Source organism: Staphylospora marina, from assembly GCF_003856495.1.
GTDB classification, from domain to species: Bacteria; Bacillota; Bacilli; order Thermoactinomycetales; family Thermoactinomycetaceae; genus Staphylospora; species Staphylospora marina.
The window spans coordinates 858,772-880,320 of the sequence record NZ_CP034118.1; the positions used below are offsets into that span (position 1 = coordinate 858,772).

Annotated in this window: 20 protein-coding genes and 1 riboswitch; of the genes, 15 read left to right on the plus strand and 5 right to left on the minus strand. The window is 55.6% G+C overall.

The window, feature by feature from the left end:
- Positions 1-146: 146 nt before the first annotated feature.
- Together EG886_RS04360 and EG886_RS04365 are read right to left on the minus strand one after the other, a co-directional pair.
- Positions 147-338, minus strand: coding sequence for an H-type small acid-soluble spore protein (locus EG886_RS04360; RefSeq protein ID WP_241154369.1), 192 nt, complete (start codon positions 336-338; stop codon positions 147-149).
- Positions 339-417: 79 nt separating this feature from the next.
- Positions 418-1,692: a BaiN/RdsA family NAD(P)/FAD-dependent oxidoreductase gene (locus EG886_RS04365; protein ID WP_124726994.1), complete on the minus strand. Its 1,275-nt coding sequence runs from the start codon at positions 1,690-1,692 to the stop codon at positions 418-420.
- Between the two features lie 406 nt (positions 1,693-2,098).
- Here EG886_RS04365 and EG886_RS04370 point away from each other — a divergent pair, with 406 nt between their 5' ends.
- From EG886_RS04370 to trxA, 5 genes are all read left to right on the plus strand, one after another.
- On the plus strand, positions 2,099-3,796 hold the full coding sequence (locus EG886_RS04370) for a long-chain-fatty-acid--CoA ligase (RefSeq protein WP_124726995.1): 1,698 nt from the start codon (positions 2,099-2,101) through the stop codon (positions 3,794-3,796).
- Positions 3,797-4,195: 399 nt separating this feature from the next.
- On the plus strand, positions 4,196-4,780 hold the full coding sequence (locus EG886_RS04375) for a fatty acid metabolism transcriptional regulator FadR (protein WP_124726996.1): 585 nt from the start codon (positions 4,196-4,198) through the stop codon (positions 4,778-4,780).
- Between the two features lie 125 nt (positions 4,781-4,905).
- On the plus strand, positions 4,906-5,685 hold the full coding sequence (locus EG886_RS04380; protein WP_124726997.1) for an electron transfer flavoprotein subunit beta/FixA family protein: 780 nt from the start codon (positions 4,906-4,908) through the stop codon (positions 5,683-5,685).
- Positions 5,686-5,708: 23 nt separating this feature from the next.
- Positions 5,709-6,695 carry an electron transfer flavoprotein subunit alpha/FixB family protein gene (locus EG886_RS04385; protein ID WP_124726998.1) on the plus strand — a complete coding sequence of 329 codons (987 nt, stop codon included), beginning with the start codon at positions 5,709-5,711 and terminating at the stop codon, positions 6,693-6,695.
- 214 nt (positions 6,696-6,909) lie between these two features.
- Positions 6,910-7,233: a thioredoxin gene (gene trxA, locus EG886_RS04390; protein ID WP_124726999.1), complete on the plus strand. Its 324-nt coding sequence runs from the start codon at positions 6,910-6,912 to the stop codon at positions 7,231-7,233.
- A 67-nt stretch (positions 7,234-7,300) separates the two neighbouring features.
- On the opposite strand, the gene EG886_RS04395 is transcribed toward trxA, so the two are convergent.
- Positions 7,301-8,248 carry a hypothetical protein gene (locus EG886_RS04395; protein WP_124727000.1) on the minus strand — a complete coding sequence of 316 codons (948 nt, stop codon included), beginning with the start codon at positions 8,246-8,248 and terminating at the stop codon, positions 7,301-7,303.
- A gap of 201 nt (positions 8,249-8,449) precedes the next feature.
- On the opposite strand from EG886_RS04395, the gene uvrC reads away from it, so the two are divergent.
- From uvrC to EG886_RS04410, 3 genes are all read left to right on the plus strand, one after another.
- Positions 8,450-10,294, plus strand: a complete 1,845-nt coding sequence (uvrC, locus tag EG886_RS04400) for an excinuclease ABC subunit UvrC (RefSeq protein WP_124727001.1) — start codon at positions 8,450-8,452, stop codon at positions 10,292-10,294.
- Positions 10,295-10,528: 234 nt separating this feature from the next.
- Positions 10,529-10,999: a DnaD domain protein gene (locus EG886_RS04405; RefSeq protein WP_124727002.1), complete on the plus strand. Its 471-nt coding sequence runs from the start codon at positions 10,529-10,531 to the stop codon at positions 10,997-10,999.
- 240 nt (positions 11,000-11,239) lie between these two features.
- Positions 11,240-12,727, plus strand: a complete 1,488-nt coding sequence (locus EG886_RS04410; RefSeq protein WP_124727003.1) for a phytoene desaturase family protein — start codon at positions 11,240-11,242, stop codon at positions 12,725-12,727.
- A gap of 128 nt (positions 12,728-12,855) precedes the next feature.
- Here EG886_RS04410 and tatA read toward each other — a convergent pair whose 3' ends face one another.
- Positions 12,856-13,026 (minus strand): twin-arginine translocase TatA/TatE family subunit, encoded by a 171-nt coding sequence (gene tatA / locus EG886_RS04415; protein WP_124727004.1) that lies wholly within the window; start codon positions 13,024-13,026, stop codon positions 12,856-12,858.
- 226 nt (positions 13,027-13,252) lie between these two features.
- Here tatA and EG886_RS13665 point away from each other — a divergent pair, with 226 nt between their 5' ends.
- The 4 genes from EG886_RS13665 to EG886_RS04435 all read left to right on the plus strand — a co-directional run bounded on the left by EG886_RS13665 (position 13,253) and on the right by EG886_RS04435 (position 16,866).
- A complete protein-coding gene (locus EG886_RS13665; RefSeq protein ID WP_164491647.1) occupies positions 13,253-13,687 on the plus strand; it encodes a thermonuclease family protein in 435 nt (144 codons plus the stop codon).
- Positions 13,688-13,829: 142 nt separating this feature from the next.
- Positions 13,830-14,014, plus strand: a riboswitch (Lysine riboswitch).
- A gap of 103 nt (positions 14,015-14,117) precedes the next feature.
- Positions 14,118-15,356, plus strand: coding sequence for an aspartate kinase (locus tag EG886_RS04425; protein WP_124727006.1), 1,239 nt, complete (start codon positions 14,118-14,120; stop codon positions 15,354-15,356).
- Between the two features lie 140 nt (positions 15,357-15,496).
- The gene (locus tag EG886_RS04430) at positions 15,497-16,069 is read left to right on the plus strand and encodes a hypothetical protein (protein WP_124727007.1); all 573 of its coding nucleotides are present in this window, start codon (positions 15,497-15,499) and stop codon (positions 16,067-16,069) included.
- A complete protein-coding gene (locus tag EG886_RS04435; RefSeq protein WP_164491648.1) occupies positions 16,066-16,866 on the plus strand; it encodes a GNAT family N-acetyltransferase in 801 nt (266 codons plus the stop codon). The genes EG886_RS04430 and EG886_RS04435 overlap by 4 nt, the downstream gene beginning before the upstream one ends.
- 118 nt (positions 16,867-16,984) lie before the next feature.
- Here the strand turns inward: EG886_RS04435 and EG886_RS04440 are convergent, their stop codons facing one another.
- Positions 16,985-18,298, minus strand: a complete 1,314-nt coding sequence (locus EG886_RS04440) for an MDR family MFS transporter (protein ID WP_124727009.1) — start codon at positions 18,296-18,298, stop codon at positions 16,985-16,987.
- A gap of 251 nt (positions 18,299-18,549) precedes the next feature.
- On the opposite strand from EG886_RS04440, the gene EG886_RS04445 reads away from it, so the two are divergent.
- The 3 genes from EG886_RS04445 to EG886_RS04455 are packed head-to-tail and all read left to right on the plus strand — an operon-like array spanning position 18,550 to position 21,460.
- A complete protein-coding gene (locus tag EG886_RS04445; protein ID WP_124727010.1) occupies positions 18,550-19,482 on the plus strand; it encodes an ABC transporter permease in 933 nt (310 codons plus the stop codon).
- Between the two features lies 1 nt (position 19,483).
- Positions 19,484-20,407, plus strand: coding sequence for an ABC transporter permease (locus EG886_RS04450; protein ID WP_124727011.1), 924 nt, complete (start codon positions 19,484-19,486; stop codon positions 20,405-20,407).
- 27 nt (positions 20,408-20,434) lie between these two features.
- Entirely contained in the window at positions 20,435-21,460 is a 1,026-nt protein-coding gene (locus tag EG886_RS04455) for an ABC transporter ATP-binding protein (RefSeq protein WP_124727012.1), read from the plus strand.
- The last annotated feature ends 89 nt before the right edge of the window (positions 21,461-21,549 follow it).

The following is a 21,549-nucleotide window of genomic DNA, read 5'->3' on the forward strand; positions in this document are numbered from 1 at the left end:
CCAGGCGGCGTATGCTCTGGTCATTATAGCACAATTCACGGGGGAGGACGCTGGAGTCCGTCATCCTTTCCACGGCTGCGGGATCTGCCGGATGTCTGTTTTGGAAAACATGCCGTTCCCGGGATTTTCCCTAAAAACAGGTGTCGTCAATGTTGCGGGTGCTCCACCAAATCATGAACGGGAACCGTCTTGTGTTCATCCGGACGGCTTTCCGGATTGACCAAGGCGGTCCGGGTGGTGGCATCCACTTTGTCGATCCAGACCGGTTCGCCCATGTAAGTCACGGTGATTTTGTCCGGTGATGCCAAAATCTCCTGACAGCGTTCCACGGTCATCATGCATGGACCCCTCCTTTCAGGCTTATCGTGTCTGAAAGGGGCTTCCTTCATACCGTTGACTCGGGCAACGTGTCATCAATCACGGCGCCTTGGACAGCAGGGCGGCATGTTTGCCGGCCACGTATCCGGTGCAGGAGGCGGCCGTGATGTTGTATCCGCCCGTGTAGCCGTGAACGTCGATCACTTCACCGCAAAAGAAGAGACCCGGCATCCGCTTCGACTGCATGGTTCGGGGATCGATTTCCTTGACGTGAACTCCGCCCCCGGTCACGAATGCTTTTTCCAGCGGGAGTGTTCCGCTGATTCGAACGGTGAACTGTTTCACTTCTTTCACAATGCTTCTCAGTCCTTCCCGGGACAGCCGGGAACCGGTCGTGTCACCGTCCACCCCGGCTTTTCCGAGGACCGTCTCCACCAGTCGGTCGGGAAGAAGTTCTTTCAGCGTGTTGCGAAGGGTGCGTTTCGGATGGTTCCTCGCATGACTCCACCATTTCTCCTCCAGCGCATTCGCCGATTCATCGGGGAAGAAGTCAATCACCACCGGGACGTCCGGGGCTCCCGTTTGTCGCAAAGCCTTCACCACGAATTGGCTGCAACGGAGCGCTGCCGGACCCGACAGGCCAAAGTGGGTGAACAGCGCATCTCCCCGATGCGTGACCAGCTTTTTGCTTTTCACCGGATGCAGGACGGTCAGCGTGACGTCTCTCAGGGACAATCCCTGAAGCGAGCGGTTGCGGATGAACGGCTCTTTCGACGTCAGCGGAACTTCGGTCGGAAACAGTTCGGTGATGGTATGACCGGCTTCTTCGGCCCACACGTACCCGTCTCCGGTGCTTCCGGTGTGGGGCACCGATTTTCCGCCGGTGGCCACCACCACGGCCCGGGCCCGGATTTTTTCTCCTCCCCGCACCTGTACTCCCCACACCCGCCCGTTTTCATAGATGACCCGTTCCACCGGGGTGTGGGTGCGGATTTCCGTTCCCGCCGCGCGAACGTTTCGCACCAGGGCATTCACCACCGACTTCGCGCTGTCGGAGACCGGAAACATGCGGCCGTTGTCTTCCTCTTTCAGCCGGACGCCCATGTCTTCAAAAAAGCGGGCCAGATCCCGGTTGTCAAATTCGGCGAACACACTGTACAGAAAGCGGCCGTTTCCGGGGATGTTCCGGATCAGTTCATCGATGTCTTTGTTGTTGGTCACGTTGCATCGTCCGCCGCCGGAAATGGCCAGTTTTCGTCCCAATTTGTCCCCTTTGTCCAAGAGCAGAACCCGTGCCCCGTGCATGCCGGCCGACGCGGCGGCCATCAAACCGGCGGGTCCTCCTCCGATGACGATCACATCATACATTCCCATGGTAACTCCTTCGTCTTCTGTTCTCTTTGTGCTGATCTCATTGTAGATCAGCCGGTGGGCGAAAAAAAGCGGGAGCGCCGGCAATCCCCGAAACAGATCGGCCCGGCCCCGAAGAGCATGTTCATGATGCCCGTTGGAGCGCGGATCCGCTTTCCGAACAGGACATGTTTCCCGGGAAAATGGGCCTTCTTCAGGAGGAGCATGACGGTCACGAACGGGATCGCGGAGGGGGAGCATTTCGTTTCGGTATTCAATCGTTGGTGATTGTGGATATTTTCTGTCTGTTTATATTCAAATCAAAAGAAAAATCAGATAAAATGAAGGAAAGTGATAGTACTGTAAATTTGAAACTTTTTTATCCGAGAAAATGAATGACTGCTCAGTCAAAAGGGGAGGGATCCCACAAATGGCAGATACAGAAAAGGTCTGGTTGAAGCATTATCCTCCGGACGTTCCGAAATCGTTGGATTATCCCGACATTCTGTTGACCCGTTTTCTGACGGACGCCGCCGCCGATTATCCGGACCGCATTGCCATTGAATTTCTCGGCAAGAGCATCACATACCGGGAACTGCTCCAGGACGTGTATCGGTTCGCAAATGCATTGAAAGATCTGGGTGTCACACGGGGACAGCGTGTGGCGATCATGCTTCCCAACTCTCCACAGGCGATCATCGCCTATTACGGTGCATTGTTTGCCGGTGCCGTCGTCGTGATGATCAACCCGCTGTACATGGAACGGGAACTGGAACACCAATTGTCCGATTCGGGAGCCGAGGTGATCGTCTGCCTCGATCTGGTGCTTCCGAAGGTCATGCAAGTCAGGGAAAAAACCCGGATCAAGCAAATCATTGTCACCGGCCTCAAGGATTACCTTCCCTTCCCGAAAAACTGGCTGTTTGCTCTGAAAACGAGATTCGACGGGACACATGTCAAGGTGGAAGAAACCGCGGACGTGGTCAGGATGACGCGTCTGATGGAGAAAGCGCTTGCAACACCGGTCGAGTCACCCGTCCGGTCTCCGGATGAGCTTGCCCTGCTTCAGTACACGGGGGGAACCACGGGATTGGCGAAAGGGGCGATGCTGACCCATCGCAACCTCGTCGCCAACTGTTTGCAGGCCGAAGCTTGGTTGTACCGGATGAAACGGGGAAATCTGTCCATTCTGGGCGTGTTGCCGTTTTTCCACGTGTACGGACTGACCGTGGTCATGAACTTCGGGATCCGGATGGCCGCCACTCAGATCCTGGTTCCCAGGTTCGACGCGGGGCTGATCCTGAAACTGATTCACAAACACAAGCCCACATGTTTTCCGGGCGCTCCCACCATTTACGTCGGTTTGATCAACCATCCGGACATCCAAAAGTACGACCTTTCTTCCGTCGAAGCCTGCATCAGCGGTTCCGCACCGCTTCCGGTCGAGGTGCAGGACAAGTTCGAAGCGCTGAGCGGCGGGCGGCTCGTGGAAGGATACGGACTGACGGAAACGTCTCCCGTCACTCATTCCAACCTGATTTGGGACAGGAAAAAAAGTTCCACGATCGGCTTGCCTTGGCCCGACACCGACGCGCGGGTGGTGGATCCCGAAACCGGGGAACCTCTGCCTCCCGGAGAGATCGGGGAGCTTCAGGTGAAAGGTCCGCAAGTGATGAAAGGGTATTGGAACAGGCCCGAGGAAACCGAAAAGGTCTTGCGGGACGGATGGCTATCCACCGGTGACATCGCCAGAATGGATGAAGACGGTTACTTCTACATCATCGACCGCAAGAAAGATGTCATCATCGCCGGCGGATTCAACATTTATCCGCGCGAAGTGGAGGAAGTGCTCTTTGAACATCCCGCGGTGAAAGAGGCCGTGGTGATCGGGGTCCCCGATCCGTACCGCGGCGAAACGGTGAAAGCGTTCATCGTGAAAAAAGAAGGCATGAACGTGACTGCCGTAGAGCTGGATGCATTCTGCCGGGAGCGACTCGCCAAGTACAAGGTTCCCCGTTTGTACGAGTTCCGCGATGAATTGCCGAAGTCGACGGTGGGAAAAGTGCTGCGGCGCATTCTGGTGGAAGAAGAACGGCAAAAAGTTGCCAAAGACGACTTGAAGTCATGATCGGAAGCCGGCACGGCGCGGCTCCCAAACGAGGAGGATCACGGATCCGTCGGCGGATTTCGGCGGCCGCGCCAACCGGTCTCCGCGAATCAAGGATTGCCGGTGCATGAACCCGATTCCAAGAGAGGCTGCTTGGTCATGCCGTGAAGGTGTTGCATGGCGGACGCCTTTGGAGGCATCCCGGACGTACGCGCTTTGCGGGCGCGCATCGCTCTTTGGGGTTTGTCATTCTTCTTGCAAACTGCTATCATGAATTTGTTGAATAAGATGATATGTTTCGTCTTGTTTTAATTTGTAAACGCTTAGAAATGCATTGACAATCCAAAAATGAATCGATACACTTGGAATTGAATGAATAATCATTCATTCATCGACGCAAACGGAAAGGAACCGAAAGCCATGGCTAAACGGACCGGAGAAAAGTATGAGGCGATCATAGAAGCAGCCATCCGCGTCATTGCGGAGTACGGCTATCACAACGCCCAGGTGTCCAGAATTGCCCGTGAAGCCAAAGTGGCTGATGGAACCATCTATCTGTACTTCGAAAACAAGGACGATGTCCTGATCTCCCTGTTCAGTGAAAAAATGGGAGCATTCATCGCGGAAGTGGAAAAGACGCTGGAGGAGATCGAATCCCCGGTGGAGCAGCTCAAAACACTGATCCGTGTTCATTTCGAGCATCTGGAGAGGGATCCGAGGCTCGCCATCGTCACGCAGATTGAGCTGCGCCAATCCAATCCCGAAGTCAGAAGGGCCATTCGCGATATCCTCAGGCGATATCTGGATTTGATCGAAGGAATCATCGAGCGCGGCATCGCCGGCGGTCACTTCCGGAAAGGGCTGGACGTGCGCATCGCCCGCAAGATGATCTTCGGTACCCTGGATGAGACGGTCACGTCCTGGATCATGACGGGATACAAATACAGCCTGCTCGATACCGTCGACGAGATTCACCGGCTGTTTGTCCGGGGCATGGGCCAATAAGCGTTCTGAGTCAGGCTGTCAGAAAACGGCGAGAGTCTGCCCGGGGAGGAAAACGGACGTTTTCCGCACCCGGCTTGTCTTTGGCAGTCAGCTGCCGGATTTTTGATGATGGGAGGCGTCATTGCATGAACATCTTGGTTTGTCTCAAGCAAACCTTTGACACCGAGGAAAAAATCACGTTGGAAAACGGCCGCATCAGCGAAGACGGCGTGGAATTCGTCATCAACCCGTATGATGAATACGCGGTGGAAGAAGCCATCCGCCTCAAGGAAAAACACGGCGGGGAAGTGACCGTGATCACCGTTGGACCGGAGCGCGCCGAACAGGCTCTCCGCACCGCCATGGCCATGGGAGCGGACAAGGGGATCATCGTCGATCTGGAAGATGTCGAGGAAGAGCTCGACGAACACAGCATCGCCAAAATTCTGGCGACCACCATCAAGGAAGAATGCGATGAGTTCGACATCATTCTTTGCGGCTACATGGCCGTGGATGACGGATCGGCCCAAGTGGGACCGCGCCTGGCGGAGCTGCTGGACATTCCGCATATCTCCACCATCGTCAAGCTGGACATCGACGGTGACAAAGTGACCGTGGAGAAAGACGTGGAAGGCGACGTCGAAACCATCGAATCGAAGTTGCCGATTCTCGTCACCGCACAACAAGGTCTCAACGAGCCGCGTTATCCCTCTCTTCCGGGCATCATGAAAGCAAAGAAGAAACCGCTTTCGCGGATCGAACCCGATGACCTGGATCTGGATGAAGAAGAGATTTCCGCCCGGACGGAGACACTGGAGGTCTTCCTGCCGCCGAAGAAGCAGGCCGGAAAAATCCTGCAGGGCGACATCAAGGATCAGGTCCGTGATCTGGTGCATCTGCTCCATACCGAGGCCAAAGTGATCTGAGGACAGACAGGGGAGGAACCGAGATGAGCAGAAACGTACTCGTTCTGGCGGATGTCCGCGACAAAAAATTGCGTAACGTGAGCTTTGAAGCATTGGCGGCTGCCCGCTCGGTGGCGGAAGGCGGCACGGTGACGGCCGCCGTGTTCGGCAGCTTTGCCAAGGATCTGGCCGACGATCTGGCCCGGCACGGAGCCGACAAGGTGATCGTCGTCCTGAATCCGGAGCTGGATCAATATACCACGGACGCCTATTTCCAAGCGTTCAAAAAGACGATCGAGCACGTGTCGCCGGATGTGATCTTCACCGGGCATACGGCGGTGGGACGTGATGTGAGTCCGCGCGTGGCGGCCAGACTCGGACTGGGGCTGGTGTCCGATTGCACCAACGTGGAAACGGTGGACGGCAAAATCGTGTTCACCCGCCCGATCTATGCCGGCAAGGCGTTTGTGAAAAAAGCGGTGAAAGAAGGGACGGTGTTCGCCACCCTGCGTCCCAACAACATTCCGGCCGGGGAACCGGACGCATCCCGCACCGCGGTCGTCGAGGAGCTCACGGTCGACTTTGCTCCCGACAGCCTGCGCACCATCGTGAAGGACGTGGTGAAAAAGGCGGTGGACGGCGTGGATCTGTCCGAAGCACGGGTCGTCGTTTCCGGTGGTCGCGGCGTGAAAAGCGCGGATGGCTTCAAGCCGCTGTATGAACTGGCGGAACTGCTCGGCGGAGCCGTGGGAGCTTCCCGTGGCGCGTGCGATTCCGGTTATTGCGATTATGCCCTGCAGATCGGACAGACCGGAAAAGTCGTCACCCCCGATCTGTACATCGCCTGCGGCATCTCCGGAGCCATTCAGCATCTGGCCGGCATGTCCAACTCCAAGGTGATCGTGGCGATCAACAAGGATCCTGAAGCGCCCATTTTCCAAGTGGCGGATTACGGAATCGTGGGCGATCTCTTCGAAGTGGTGCCGCTGCTCATCGAAGAGTTCAAAAAGCTGCTTCAGTCCAATGGATGACGGAAGTTTTGGAACACGAAAAAGAGGGAAAGAATGCACACGTCGGGATGCGTCCGGTGCAGACCGGACTCACCCGGCGTGCTTTTTGTGTGGCCACCGGTGTACGTTGGAACTTTTTTCACCCGGTGGTATACTAATCAATGTGCTCCGACAAACCGGGGGAACATGATGTTTCCCTCGATGACAGCAGCAGTGACAAGGGAGGATTTGCCCAATGGCCATTTTGGAAGTCACCGACAGCACTTTCCAGGCGGAAGTGCAAAGTGCCGACGCCGGCGTCGTTCTTGTGGATTTTTGGGCCCCCTGGTGCGGTCCCTGCCGCATGCTGGCCCCCGTACTCGACGAAGTGGACGCCGAACTGGGCGATCAGGTGAAAATTGTCAAAGTGAACGTGGACAACAATCCTGATTCCGCCGCCAAGTTCGGAATCATGGCCGTTCCGACGCTCATCCTGTTCAAAAACGGGGAACAGGTGGCGAAGATGAACGGTGCCGTTCCCAAAGAACACCTCATCTCCTGGATCAAGGAGCATCTGTGAAATGAGACAAACGGCACTCCCGATGAGTGGGAGTGCCGTTTGTATGTCTTTCGGATCATTCGGTGGGTCATTCGGGTTTTTTGAGGTCAAACACCGGCTCGCTTCCGTCGTCCGGAACGGAACCGGGCTCTTTCGGGAACCACACCGGTTCAATGTGTTTTTTGTACCGGGACACGATGATCAGGTGAGTCACGGCCATCAGGATCGGTGTCAGGATAAGTTGATTCAAAAAATTAAGCAGAGCGAACATCATGGCCGTATTTTCCAATTCGGAATAAAATTCTTCGGTAAAAGAGGGGTCCGATCCCAAAATGATGGATTCCCACGGATTGGAAATGCCGGCCATGAAAACCAGAGCAGAAATCACACCCAAATATACCAATCCCACTCCGATGACAGACAAGACCGTCATCGAGGATTTGCCAAAGTTCTTGGTGATGATTCGCATGGAATTTCTGATCGACTTCCAAATCCCCATCCGTTCGCGGATGATCAACAGCGGAGCGTAACAATAAAGATACACAAAAAGGAATAACACAAGGGCCAAAAACGTGAAGTACACCGCTTCACCCAAGGACACAGAGAGAACCGCTGCAAGATTCATGACAACGAAATAAAACAGGGCCATCAAAAGCGTAAACAGCGTCATTTTCCAGAGATGGCGGCCACCACTCTTGAAATAGCTTCCGACGGTAGCCGCTCCGTCATAAACGGCGCTGACGGAGGAACCGAAATTGCCGGCCATGAGGAATGCGCTCATCACGGTGGCCAACAACAGGATCGCCAAGAACACGACGAGGAACAGCAACAAGAAGCCGGGTCCCAACACGCCCGCCATTTCCAAAGGAGCGTCCGACGGTGCTTGAGGATCCGCTCCCATGATACCAACGAAACTGAACATGACAGTTCCGAATAACGGGAGAAGAATGAGGAAAAAGAGTCCCACCGCGCAAACCGCGACCGTTAAAAACCCGAGCAGATTCGCCAGGGACAACTTCAGGACATTTTTGAACATGAAATCCTCCTTCTATTCTGGAGAAATTATAAAATTCAATATTACAATAACATGGTTGGTGTGTTTTGGCTACATTTTCTATTCATGACATTTTTCCGGGACAGGACTTCGCGTCACGGTTTCCCGGATCATATATAATGAATACAGCGTGTCCAAGAGGAGCATGGGCCAAAAATCATTCTGATGACGGGGAGTTTTCTTATGTCGATCATCCAGGACAAGCTGAAGCTGTTGCCCGACCGACCCGGTTGTTACCTGATGAAAAACAAAGACGGGGATATCATCTATGTCGGCAAGGCCAAAAGTCTCAAGAACCGGGTGAAGTCCTATTTCACCGGGAGCCATGACGGCAAGACCCAGCTCCTGGTGATGGAGATCGCCGATTTTGAATACATCGTCACTTCCAGTCCGCTCGAAGCCCTCATTCTGGAGTGCAATCTGATCAAGAAGTATCGGCCCCGTTACAACGTTTTGCTGAAAGACGACAAATCCTATCCGTATATCCGTCTGACCAAGGAGCGACACCCCCGCCTCGAGGTCACCCGCAAGGTGAAAAAAGACGGTTCCCGGTACTTCGGCCCGTACCCCCACGCCGGTGCGGCCGCCCATACGAAAAAGCTTCTGGATCGACTGTTTCCGCTTCGAAAGTGCCGGACCATCCCGAAAAAGGTTTGTCTCTACTACCACTTGGGACAATGCCTGGCACCCTGCGAGCATGAAGTGAGTGCATCCGATTACGAAGACATCATCAAACGGATCAACCGGTTCCTCAGCGGGGGACATGATGAAATCGTCCGCGACTTGCGGGCGAAAATGGAGGAAGCGTCGGAGAAGCTGGAGTTTGAGCGGGCACGGGAATACCGGGACCTGATCCGGGACATTGAAGCAGTAATGGAAAAGCAGACGGTGGATTTTTCCGATGAGGTGGATCGCGATGTGTTCGGGTTTGCCCACGAAAAGGGATGGTTGTGCGTTCAGGTCTTTTTCGTCCGCCGGGGGAAGTTGATCGAACGGGAGATCTCCGTTTTTCCGCACTACAACGATCCGGAAGAAGATTTCCTCTCCTTCGTGGCCCAGTTTTATCATGAAATGCCTGCGCTGCCCAAAGAGATTCTGCTTCCGGAAACGGCGGACCTTGAGTTGATTTCCGGGCTGCTTCCTGATGTGCAGGTGCGGATTCCGCAACGCGGCTTGAAGAAAAGACTGGTGGAAATGGCCATGCAAAATGCCCGGATTGCGCTGGAGGAGCGTCTCCGCCTGATGGAACGAGACGAGGAAAAAACGGTCCGCGCGCTGCAAAATTTGGGAGAGGCGCTCGGAATGGGTTCGCCGAGGCGCATCGAGGCGTTTGACAATTCTCACATTCAGGGAGTCGACCCGGTGTCCGCGATGGTTTGTTTCATCGACGGAAAGCCGGCCAAAAAAGAATATCGCAAATACAAATTGAGAACGGTGAACAAGCCGGATGATCCCGAGGCGATGCGAGAGGTGATCCGCCGTCGTTACACGCGGGTCCTTCGGGAGAATCTGCCGTTGCCGGATCTGGTGTTGGTGGATGGCGGCAAGGCACAGATCGATGCCGCTGTCGAAGTTCTGGAACACGAACTGGGGCTGTACATACCGGTTGCCGGGATGGTGAAGGATGAAAAGCATCGCACCGCAAAACTGCTGGCCGGTGATCCTCCCCGTGAAGTGCAGCTCCCGAGAGGAAGTCAGGAATTTTATCTGGTTCAGCGCATCCAGGAGGAAGTACACCGTTTTGCCATCACCTTTCATCGTCAAACACGGGGCAAGGAGATGTTGCGTTCCGAACTGGACGACATCCCCGGCGTGGGGCCGGCACGCAAAAAACTGCTGTACCGCCATTTCGGAAGTGTGGAAAACATGCGTCGCGCTTCGGTGGAAGAGTACCGGAAAGCGGGGATCGGAGACAAACTGGCCCGGCACATTCTGGCGGCTTTGCGAAAAGAGCCGGAAACGGGGAATCACGATGAAGTGACTTCGGAAAACGAACGGAAGAAGGAAAAAGAAAAACAGTCTACATGAGAGAACAGTGGTTGCCGCCCGTCGTTCAGGACGCGGCGGTTTTTAATTTCCCGTCGATCGGTTGAATTTCATGGAGGGGATCAAGTTGAAGACTCAAAAATCTTGATATTTCTGAATACGTCACAAAATATTCTTTCGCTTCAAATCAATTTTCATTGTAACGCATGAATTTTTTGTCTCCGATTCCATGAATCTTGGTATAATGGAGACAGATTCCGCTTGAAGGAGGACGCCATGAACGGGCAGGAGCATGCTCTCAGAGAGCTGGAAACGATGGATCCGATCCGATTTTTCGAACAATATACCGGTGAATCGGTTCCCAGGCAATTGGCCCAGCTCATTGTTGAGATCAAACGGCATTATCGATTTCCGAACGGCGTGATCAACGGAATGCTGGAATACTGCCTGTTGCAGAAGGAACATCGCATCACGCGTTCCTTTGTCCTCGAATTGGCCGACATGTTGAAAGAGGCAAAGGTCAAAAACGGTCGGGAAGCGTTTGCTTTGTTGAAGCAGGGGACCGTCCGTCAGGCGGAAGAAAACAAAACACCTTGCAATGAAGAATATGTGGAGATCAACATAGCCTTGTTGGCCAGGCAATTGCATGAGTTGCGGAGAGAGATTCACCGGCTGGCGGAAAGCCTCGACAGCCGGCTGGACCGGATTGAAAAGCGTCTCGCGGAATTGGAAGACATGTTTGAATGAGAAATTGAAAAAAAAACGGAGCCGGCATGGCCGGATTTGCCCCGAAATCATGGATCTGATCGGACTGCTGATCATTGTCAGTGGTCTTTTTTTGCGACACAGGGAAAATTTGGAGGGTTGTGGAAGAAGAAAAAATCCGGCTTGTCGGTTGGCGGTTTGGGGAAAACATGCTTCGGCGGTTCCCGGCAAGTCGGCGCAGCCGGTTCAGGGAGCCGCGGAAAACGGAAGAGGTTGATCCGTATGAAACAGGCGATCGTCATTGGCGGAGGAGCGGCCGGATTGTCTGCGGCAGCGTCCTTGTCGGCCAAGGGATGGAACGTCACTCTGCTGGAAAAAACCGACCGGCTCGGCGGCGGGTTTCGCAGTGTCCGGCTGGGCTCATACCATTTTGACCTGGGATTTTTCCCGGTAACCATGCCTTGGATGATTGAGCGGGTTTACCGGGAAGCCGGAACGTTCATGGATCCGACTCTCACGTTCCAGCCGCTCGACGTGTGCAGCCGCCATTTTTTTCAGGACGGTACATGGCTGGACGTGAGCGCGGATCCCGACAGAATGGGGCGCGAACTGGAAAAGTTGTCTCCGGAAGATCGGAGAGAGTTTTTGGAATACCTGAACGAAGTGGGCCGGATGTATGAGGCGGTGGAAGAACATTTCCTGGAGCGTCCGGCGGGAGCTTGGAGTGATCTGCTGTCCGTGAAAGCGTTCAAAGCCTGGTGGTCGGTTCATCCGTTTGAATCGGCCGATGCGTTTCACCGTCGCTATTTCGACGACCCCAGGCTGGTCGCGGTGCTCAACCGCTATGCGGCGGGCGTGGGTTCATCCCCGTTTGACGTTCCCGCAACGGTTTCCCTGATCAGTTATCTGGACATGGTTCAGGGAGCTTGTGCGGTGCAGGGAGGCCATGACGTGTTGATCGCATCCATGGAATCCCTGGTGCGTTCACGCGGAGTGCGGATCGAGACATCCTGTCCGATGGAAGGGTTGTTGGTGGAAGAAGGAAGGGTGACCGGCGTGAGAGCCGGCGGCGAGGTGTGGAAAGCGGATGCCGTGTTGCTCGCCGAAGATCCCGGCAGCGGGTCGGTTCTCCCTCCCGAAGTGACGGACGCCCTTTTGGACACTCCGAGGATCTCCGCATTCGTCATGCTGCTGGGGGTGGCCCGAACATTTCCGCATTTGCATCATCACAACCTGTTTTATCAGGATCTTGCCGGAAGGGAATACATCGAACTGTTTGATCAGCGGGAATGGCCGCGTTCTCCGGTGATCTATGTCGGTCATCCGGGATTTTCGGAGCCCGACCGGGCCCCCGAAGGAAAAAGCGCTTTGTGCGTGATGGTGCATGTTCCGGCAGGGATGAACGATTCCGGATCGGATGACCTTGCTTTCCACCGGGAGTGGCTGTTGGATCTGCTGGAGTCCGGATGGGGATTCCTGGGGCTCAGAGAATCGATCGAAGAAGAAATGATTCTGGGGCCCAGGGAGCTTGAAGAGCTGACGGGGGCCCCGGACGGAGCCTTGTACGGACCGGCCGCCCACGGGTGGCGGACGTTTGCCCGGCTGCCTGCCAGAAACCGCAAAGTGACCGGACTGTACCATGCCGGACCTTGGGTGTGTCCGGGCGGCATCTCCTTGTCGGCGGTCAGCGGACTGCACGCCGCCCACATCATGCATCGCGATGCGGAGGAGGCCGGAATCGAGAGGGAAGCGGTGAAGACCGGTTCATGAAAAAAGCTGCCGTCCCCGGTGGGAAAAGCAGCTCGCGTCGCGGAGGAAACGGATGGCACCAGCCATTTTGTTTTCCTTCGCGGCATCCCGAGGCCGGGTGGGCCGGACGGGAGCCGGGGCTCATCCGATCAATCGGGATCCTTTTCGTTTTTCCTTTTGGTTTGACCGGAGACGGCATCCCGGAATGACCGAAGGGTTTCCCCTGTGGCTTTGCCCAATTCGGGGAGCCGTTTCGGGCCGAAGAGAAGCAGGATCGTCAGCAAAATGAGAATCAGTCCGGGAAGACCGATGTTGAGCATCGTTTCACACTCCCCTGGCAGGTTCTTTGTCCATTATATAGAAACGGGCCGGTCAACGCCACTGTCGGATCATGAACTTCAAAACAGAAGATTCATTTATCTCGAAAATGGTAAAATAATATATAGCCTAGATGAAAGAATGGGTGCAAATGAACAAATCTCAACCGAACGGGTGAAAGAGATGGAAGAAAAAAGACAAAGATTCCCTGTGAGGGTGTTGCGCGTCGTGGACGGGGACACACTGAAAGTGGATATTTCGGGGCGAACGGAAAAAATCCGTTTTTTGCTGGTGGATACGCTGGAAGTGGGATCCGTCCATTTGCTGGAACACTTTCTGGCGCTGAAGGCCAAAAAATATGTCAGCAATGCGGTGCGCAACGCCCGAACCGTGGAAGTGGCCACGTCTTTTCATCGTGACCGTTTCGGTCGGCTGTTGGGACACGTTTTTGTCGACGGTCGCTGCCTGCAGGAGATCCTGGTGAAAAAAGGGCTGGCCCGGGTGGCGTATGTCAAAAAGCAGGCTCTCACTCAGGAAGACCGCAACTGGTTGGGACGTTTCCGGCGCAAACAGGAAGAGGCGCGACGGAACCGTCGGGGAATCTGGGAATTCGAACACAAGAACGGACAAATGGATTTGCAGGTGCGTCATGTGGGGAGATAGCGAGAAGCTCACGGAGAGGAAGATGAATTCCGTCTATTTTGAATATTTATTCCGAAGCATGCAAATTCATGTTGAAAGTGTTCGGCCTGTTGTGATACGATCATTCACAGAATCAACTTCATATGGAATTCAACTCGCTGACCGCGCGAATAGAGGTGCGGACTTCATCAGTACCTGTTTCGAGTTTTCGGGAACAATGAAGAACAGGGAAAGGGAAGTTCCGCCGAAGTCTGCCCGAAGTCCCGGACGAAGGCAGGCTGGGGCCGCATCCGAACAGGACCGGCACTGTCACAAGAACCAGGGTTCTTGTGGAGCGCTATCCGCAGGGAAGAGCGAGCTGGAGCATTTGTGCGGACAAAGGCGACAGCTGCGACTCTCTGCTGTGGCCTTTTTTCTTTTCTCGGGGAGCGAGTGAGAGAGGAGAGAAACCATGAGCATCGTGGTGCAAAAATTCGGTGGCACCTCCGTGGGCAGCCCCGAACGGATCCGACATGTCGCCGGGATCGTGGCCAGGACGGTATCGGAGGGGCATCAGGTGGTGGTGGTCGTTTCCGCCATGGGTCACACGACGGACGAACTGGTCAAGCTGGCCGGCAGCATCAGCCGAAAACCTTCCGCCCGGGAAATGGACATGCTCCTTTCCACCGGCGAGCAGGTGAGCATCGCTCTGTTGGCCATGGCCCTTCATGAACGGGGGCACCGGGCCCGCTCGTTCACCGGTTGGCAGGCGGGAATCCGGACGGATGACGTGAACGGAAAAGCCACGGTGCGGGATGTGTTGCCCGTTTCCGTCATTCGCAGTCTGGAGAGGGGAGAGATCCCGATCGTTGCCGGCTTTCAGGGCATCTCTCCGGACGGCGAAATCACCACGTTGGGTCGAGGCGGATCCGACACCACCGCCGTGGTGCTGGCGGCGGCCCTGAAAGCGGACCGTTGCGAGATCTATACGGACGTCACCGGAGTATTCACCGCCGACCCCCGGGTGGTTCCCGCCGCTCGCAAAATGGATGAGATCTCGTATGAAGAAATGCTGGAACTGGCGCATCTCGGAGCCGGCGTGCTGCATCCCCGATCGGTCGAAACGGCCCTTCTGCACGGCGTGCCGCTGTTTGTCCGTTCCAGTTTCCAAGATGAGCCGGGTACCTTGGTGAAGGAGGAAAATCAGATGGAATCAACGCTCAACGTCCGGGGCATTGCCCATGATCTCCATGTGGCCCGCATCAAGGTGCTGGGCCTCCCCAACCGGGTGGATACCCTGCCCCGCCTGTTCGGTCTCCTGGCGGAAAAACACATCAACGTGGACATCATCGTTCAAAGCGAACATGACCGGGAACGGGTCGATGTCTCCTTCAGCGTGGATGAAAACGAAGAGCATCGGGTGCGGGATGTGTTGGAATCTGCCCGGGATCACCTGGGCTTCGAACGCATCCTGACGGAATCCGGGCTGGCGAAAGTGTCCGCCGTCGGCGTCGGCATGATCACCCGTCCGGGTGTGGCCGCCACCATGTTCAACGCGCTCAGCGAAGCCGGGATTCACGTGAAAATGGTCTCCACCTCCGACATCAAGATCTCCTGCGTCGTCGACCGCGATCGGGCCGTCGAGGCAGCCAACGTGCTGCACGAAGCGTTCGGCCTGGGGGTTGATCATGCAGCCGTGTCCAACCGTTGACGGAAACCGGCGGATTTTTCTGCAGCGGATCCTCTTCAAAGGGTCCGCTGTTTTTAATTGGATGGAAATGAATTGTCTGTGAATTGATTTTGTTGTAAACTTAGCAGAAAAAATTGGTTTTTTGATGAAAGGACGGGAACATGGATCCGTTTCTGGTTGCCGTGACCGAACTGGTTTTCATGAAGCCGAAGAGTTTGTTTACTTCTCCGGATGCCGTTTTGTATCATCCGGGGCATTTTCCGGAACTGAACCGCCAATTGGTCGATGCCCTGCGTGACAAGACGTTTCGGTATGTACTCATTCCCTCGATTCACAACCGGTTCCTGGATGCCGATGAATATGAATTTCACAAACCGCTTCTTGTGGAGCTCGGTTTGCCGGAGAACAAAATCCGGCCCGTCACGGGAGAGTTCCAAAGCGTCCGGGGAGTGGTCAAACAGGCGTTCATCTGGCTCCAAACGCAGCCGGTCACAAATGTACTCTTGGCCGGAAAGGCATTCTTTTGCCGACGGTTTCATCTGCTGTCTTCCCTGTATGCTCCCGCCGGCATGAAGTTGGATGTGCTGCCTCTTCATGATCACCGAAACATCAGCGAAAACCGTTGGTTCGAAACAGAGACGGGAAGGCATAAAGTGATGAATGAACTCCAGTCGATCAGTGAATGGATTCAAGAGAACAAAGACAGGATGGAACAGGGGAGGAATCGGACATGATCCGGGAGCTGACGAACGCGGACCGTGAACGGGTGCTGGAGTATCTTCAAAAGGAGAGCTCTCTGAACCTGTTTCTGATCGGTGACATCCACAATCACGGGTTTCAGAGGGACTTCATGCAGCTGTGGGGAGATTTTGACGGCGAAGGAAATCTGCGGGCGGTTTTGCTGCGTTGGTACAACAACTATTTGCCCTATTCCCGTCAGGATTTTGATGCGTCAGGATTTGTCCGCTTGATCCGGGAACGGGGAGATTTGCGAATGATGTCCGGCATCGCCGAGGTGGTGAACCGGTTCAAGGAAGTCGGGTTGCCGCTGGATTGGTCCAATCGACGGGACATGCATTTCGCCGAACTGACTTCGGGAGAGCGGTTGGTCCCGGACGAAGCCCCGGAGCCCTTCCGGATTCGGAAAGCCACCTTGAACGATGTCCCGAAAATGATGGAATTGCAGAACCAAATCGTGGAATTCGCACACGCCACCAACGTGGAGCAGTCCTTGCGAAAAATGTTTGAGTCGGGCGACGGCCGGGCGTACTTGGTGACCTTGAATGATCAAGTGGTGGCCATGGGCCGCACCACGGCGGAAAATCCGTATTCCGGCATGGTCGTCGGCGTTGCCACCCATCCGGATCACCGGAAGAAAGGTCTCGGAAGCTTGATCGTTTCCCGGCTTTCCCGGGAACTGCTCGCCGCAGGAAAACACCTCTGTCTCTTTTACGACAACCCGGCTGCCGGCTCCATCTACCGCCGACTCGGGTACCGGGAGATCGGGATGTGGAGCATGGTGCATGCCTGAATATATGGAAGGATTTTTTCGCTGCAGAACGCATGGGCAGATCAACCATTGCGGGTCATCGGGAATCGGAGCCGGTTCGGTCCAAAGCCGATGATCGGCGGAGCCGCAGACCCTCCTGTCAGGGAGGGTCTGCGGTTTTGTTTATAACGGATGTCTGTCGGTCAAGATGGGAGGATTCGCATGCCACTGCTTTTCCGTGGTCCCCCCGCATGCGGAACAGCTTCACATAAAGCACCGACCCGATGAGGGAACACGTCAATATCAGGCTGAAGACACCCGGCGGTGGCATCCACCCGGAAAGAATGACGGTCAACGGTGCCAGGAATTTGGCGATCGCATATTGCAGACTGTCGGCTCCAAGGTATTGCCCTCTGGCATGTTCAGGGGCATACCGGCTGATGAAGCTCTGTTGTACAGGAGAACGGATGATCTCACCGAAGGTGAAGATCACAGTCACAAAAAACAGGAACCACAGATGATGGTTCAGCATGAGGGCGAAGGTGCCACATCCGGAAAGCAGGGAAGACAGGATGAACACATTTCGTTCTTTTGAGTGGCGGAACCATTTGGTGACGGGAATGATGAACAGAACGAACAACAAACCGTTCAAACCGACCATCCACCCGAAGATCTCCGTGCCGGTCAGTCTCGGAGAATGTTCCATCCACGGGAACAAGGCTTGGGCGGGAATGTATTCGGTCACGTAAACGGCCACGTAGAGGTCCAGTTGCATGATGGAGATGAGAGAAAAGATGCCCGCAAGGAGATAAACGAGAAACACCTTGTCGCGGAAAATGATCCCGTATCCCGACCATTGTTCGCGGATCGTCCGTGCGGGTGAAAAGGATTTCCGTTTCGCCCGACGGTCGGACCGGGGCAATGTTTCCGTGGCGAGGATCCATATGGCAAAAAAATAAAGGAGCAGGACTCCCGTGCACGTCCAGAGCAGTTCCGGTCGATGCCGAAAAAAGAACACGGCTCCGAAGACGGGGCCGATCACCGCTCCCACGTTGTTGGCCGTGGCAAACGTGGCGAAGACTTCCCGACGCTGAGATTCGGGAACCAGGTCGGCCACCATGGCCGTACCGGCCGGTCTGTAGATGGCTCCTCCCACCCCGATCAAGAGAAACGCGAAGTAATCGATCCAAGGAGACAGTGACATGGCAAACAGCGCAAACATGACCGTCTGGATTCCTGTGCCGAGCAGCATGACGGGACGTCTTCCGATTCGGTCCGCCAAGGCGCCACCGACCAAGCTCCCCAACATGCTGAACAGGGAAGGGAGGGTCATCAGGAACCCGGCGAACCGTGGTCCGAACGTGGAGCTGAAATGGATCGTCATGAACGGGAAGTACATCCAGAACAGCATGTTGAACAAAGCTTCTCCGATCAACCGCACCTTCAAATTGAGATCCCAACATCGGGGTTGCATCCTTCCATCCTCCCGGAGTTCATGTTCAGGCCGCCCGGCTTAAAAAAGCGGTATCCCCAGCATAGACCACGATGGAAAAAAGGAACAGGCTTTTTTTGTTTTTGGTGCAAACTTTCGATGAAGCCCGTTGAAAAAAGAATCCCCCGGGTTTCGGGTGTTTTTGTGTTATTTGGAGGGAATGAAGATCCTGTTATCAAAATAATAGTTCCATACTAAATTTTCCGTCCATCTCCCGGGAGGTGCTTTCCTGCTTGCTGCGAACCGTACTCAATCGTCTGGTGCAAATGGGATTGACGCTGTGGGTCATCGCAACGGTGACGTTTCTGATGATGCAGGCGGTGCCGGGGGACCCGTTCACCGGCGAGCGGAAATTGCCGGATGAGGTGCTGCGAAATTTGCGGGCGCATTACCATCTGGATGAGCCGGTGCCCGTGCAGTATGTGATGTACATGAAGAATTTGCTGACGCTGGATCTCGGCGTCTCCATCAAGTATGAATCCCGGACGGTGAATGACATGGTCAAGGAGGGCTTCCCGGTATCCGCACGCGTGGGTGCCCAGGCCTTGTTGCTGTCCGTCTTGGTGGGTCTTTTCCTGGGAACCGTGGCGGCGCTCCGGCACAACCGCGGACTGGATCACACGGCGACGGTGTTGGCCGTGTTGGGCGTGTCGATCCCGGGTTTCGTGCTGGCACCGCTATTGCAGAGATTGTTCGGGGTGGAGTGGGAGCTGCTCCCCATCGCCACGTATGAAGGGGCGGCCTCCACCATTTTGCCGACGGCGGCGCTTGCGGCATTTCCGCTTGCGACCATTACCCGGCTGATGCGTTCCGGGATGGTGGAAGTGTTGAACCAGGATTATGTGCGCACCGCGCGGGCCAAAGGGTTGCCTCCCGTGTGGGTGGTGCTCAGGCATACGGTCCGCAATGCAATTTTGCCGGTCGTGACGGTGCTGGGGCCTTTGATGGTGGGAATCATGACGGGCAGCTTCGTGATCGAGAGCATTTTTTCGCTGCCGGGGATCGGGAAGTATTTCGTGGAAAGCGTGATCAATCGGGATTATCCGTTGATCATGGGAGTCACGATGTTCTATTCGTTTTTGCTGATCAGCGCCAATTTCCTGGTGGATTTGCTGTACGAGTGGATTGATCCGCGGATCCGGCTGACGAAGAAGGAGGGCATGTAGGATGCAACCTGGCGTCAATCCCCGTTTTCAGCCGGCGCTGCGACAAGCGGCGGGGGCCGAACGGATCCGTCGACCCCGTGTTTCTTACGGGGAAGATGTCTGGAGGAGACTCCGGCAAAACCGATTGGCCATGACCGGTTTGACGTTCATCGTGTTGATTACGGCTTTTTCCGTATTCGGGCCGATGGTGTCCCCGTGGGAGTACAACGAACAAAACCTGGAGACGGGCAAAAACCTGCCCCCGTCCGCCGAGCATTGGTTCGGGACGGATGATCTGGGACGGGACGTGTTTGTCCGGGTGTGCGAAGGAGGCCGGATTTCGCTGTTCATCGGGCTGATGGCGGCGCTGATCGATTTGGTGGTCGGAGTGTTGTACGGAGGAATCTCCGGATACCGGGGCGGGCGAACCGATGCGGTGATGATGCGGGTGGTCGATGTGTTGTGGGGGCTTCCGTATCTCTTGACGGTGATCTTGTTGCTGGTGGTGCTTCCGCCGGGCATCGGGACGATCATCCTGGCACTCACCGTGACGGGATGGCTGAACATGGCCCGGTTGGTACGGGGACAGGTGCTTATGTTGAAAGAACAGGAATTCGTGTTGGCGGCACGAACGCTCGGGGCGTCACCGGCGCGAATCCTGCTGCGTCATCTTGTGCCCAACAGCGTCGGCCCCATCATGGTGATGTTGACCCTGACCGTCCCGACGGCCATCTTTGCCGAGTCGTTTCTCAGCTTTCTGGGATTGGGGGTTCAGGCGCCGGTGGCCAGCTGGGGAACGATGATCAATGACTCGCTGATCGTGGTGTTGTCCGGAGAATGGTGGAGGCTTTTGTTCCCGGCGCTTTTCCTGTCCGTGACCATGCTGGCGTTCAATGTGTTCGGAGACGGTTTGCGGGATGCGCTTGACCCGAAGATGCGCAAATGAACTTTTTTCGCGGAAAGGAAGGATTCGGTGAAATCCCTGCTGAACGTGCGTGATCTCGAGGTGTCGTTTCACGTGACCGGCGGTGAAGTGCATGCCGTGCGCGGTGTGTCGTTCGATGTGGCGGAAGGCGAAACGCTGGCCATCGTCGGAGAATCGGGAAGCGGAAAGAGCGTGACCGCCCTGTCGCTGATGCGACTGCTTCCGGAGCCTCCCGCCCGCATCGGGAAGGGAGAGGTGATTTTTGAAGGAAAGGATCTTCTGAAGCTGCCCAAAAAAGAGTGGTATCGCATCCGCGGAGCCAAGATCGGAATGATTTTTCAGGATCCCATGACATCGCTGAACCCGACGATGACGATCGGCGGCCAATTGATGGAGGGAATGCGCTGGCATTTGGGGATCGGAAAAGAGGAGGCCCGCAAGCAGGCGGTGGACATCCTGCGCAAAGTGGGGATCCCGCAGCCGGAGAGACGTCTTTCGCAATACCCGCACGAATTCAGCGGAGGCATGCGGCAAAGGGTGATGATCGCCATGGCCGTTGCCCTGCGTCCGCGGTTGCTCATCGCCGACGAGCCGACCACGGCGCTTGACGTCACCATTCAGGCACAGATTTTGACCCTGATCCGCGATTTGCAGAAGGAAACCGGCACCTCGGTCATCCTGATCACCCATGACCTGGGAGTGGTGGCGGAAACGGCCGACCGGGTGGCGGTCATGTACGGGGGCAAATTGGTGGAGACGGGGACGGTGAATGAGTTGTTTCGGGAAGCGAGACATCCCTACACATGGATGCTCCTGATGTCCGTTCCCCGGCTGGACATGCCGCGTGAACGCGAATTGGCCGCCATCCCCGGATCTCCTCCCGATCTCTTTTCTCCGCCGACAGGATGCCCGTTTGCAGACCGCTGTCCGGTGGCGATGAACGTTTGCCATGAGGAAATGCCGCCGGTGACGGAGATCGGGCCGACTCATCGGGTGGCTTGCTGGCTGGAAGATCCGGAGGCCCCGAAACATGATTTTCGCCGGCTGGCGGGAGATGGACCGGGCGGGGCCTGATCTGTTTTCCCGGGTGCTCATCTTTCCCGAAACGGAGTCGCCTTGTTGCCGGCGGCCCGTTTTTTTTGTGTGTACGCCTCCTTTCTGTT